This window comes from Thiolapillus sp. (assembly GCF_048562965.1).
In the GTDB taxonomy this organism is placed as follows: Bacteria; Pseudomonadota; Gammaproteobacteria; order Chromatiales; family Chromatiaceae; genus Thiolapillus; species Thiolapillus brandeum_A.
Genome location: NZ_JBHNMF010001134.1, coordinates 1 through 850 on the forward strand (window position 1 = coordinate 1; position 850 = coordinate 850).

Here is an 850-nt window from a genome sequence, read left to right on the forward strand (position 1 = left end):
CCTATTGGTGCCCCAGCCGTCCTGGTCACCAAGCACTACGCAACAACTTCGCAAGCTCGTTGCTGCTCCGTACTTGGCTCCCAATGACTGGACGACGCGTTCGGAGGCCTACTTTGTTTTCCCTCTGGCGCAAGGCACGCCGGGAAAACAGTGCGGCCTCGCGGCTACTGGGGTCTACCAGCCTTCGCTTCGCTCTCCATGCCTGGCAGCGGCAGAAGCGTAGCATGCGCCAGTTGCACAAGGCCGGCGAGAAGGCGTTCATCGACTACTGTGGCCCCACTGTCGAGGTGATCGATCGCCATAGCGGTGAGATTCGTCATGCCCAGGTCTTTGTCGGGGTGCTCGGCGCCTCCAGCTACACGTTTGCCGAGGCGACCTGGACCCAGTCACTGCCCGACTGGATCGGCTCCCATCAGCGCATGCTGCGCTTCTTCGGTGGCGTGCCGGAGCTGCTGGTGCCGGACAACCTCAAGGCCGCGGTCACCCAGGCCTGCCGCTATGCACCGAAGATCAATACCACCTATACCGAGCTGGCCACGCACTATGGTACCGCCGTACTGCCGGCCCGGCCCTACAAACCCAAAGACAAGGCCAAAGCAGAGGTGGCAGTACAGGTGGTCGAGCGCTGGATCCTGGCCCGGTTGCGGCACAGAACCTTCTTCTCCCTGGCCGAGCTCAACGCGGCCATTGCCGAACTGCTGCCCCAGCTGAACCAGCGGCCTTTCCAGGGCCGCCGCGAGAGCCGCCAGGACCTGTACGAGACCCTGGATCGACCGGCCCTCAAGCCATTGCCCCAGGACGACTACGAATATGCCGAATGGCGCCATGCCAAACCCGGTATCGACTACCA

1 pseudogene is annotated in these 850 nt (G+C 63.1%); it reads left to right on the forward strand.

Annotation, left to right across the window (positions count from 1 at the left end):
* Nucleotides 1-98: 98 nt before the first annotated feature.
* Nucleotides 99-850: pseudogene (gene istA / locus ACOCD2_RS22805) on the forward strand (IS21 family transposase); the annotation flags it as partial.